Source organism: Mitsuaria sp. WAJ17, assembly GCF_014174515.1.
In the GTDB taxonomy this organism is placed as follows: domain Bacteria; phylum Pseudomonadota; class Gammaproteobacteria; order Burkholderiales; family Burkholderiaceae_C; genus Roseateles_B.
Window position 1 is genome coordinate 1 of record NZ_JACJUG010000127.1, and the last position, 401, is coordinate 401.

A 401-nucleotide genomic window follows, 5' to 3' on the forward strand; every position below is an offset into this window, starting at 1 on the left:
GCCTCTGCAGCAGTTCGCGCAGGCCCGGCGCCACCGGCAGGATGAACTTCAGTTCGGGCCGCGCCTGGCGCATCAGCTGCGCCGCATGCAACATCGGCGGCGCAATGTAGTCGATCTCGCTGCGACGGCTGCCAGGCAGCAAGGCCACGACGGTGTCACCCTCGGCCAACCCCAGGGCCGCGCGGCTCTCGGCCCGGGGCGGCTGCAACGGGATCGCATCGGCCAGCGGGTGCCCGACGTAGGTCGCGGCCACGCCTGCCTGGTGCAGGATCTCGGGCTCGAAGGGGAACAGGCACAGCACATGGTCCGCCGACCTGGCGATCTTGTGCACGCGCTCGCCGCGCCAGGCCCAGATCGAGGGGCAGACGAAGTGGATGGTCTTGATACCGCCCTCGCGCAGG

At 70.6% G+C, this 401-nt stretch carries 1 pseudogene; it reads right to left on the reverse strand.

The annotated features are described in order from the left end of the window. A pseudogene (locus H5407_RS23685) lies at positions 1–401 on the reverse strand (lipid-A-disaccharide synthase); the annotation flags it as partial.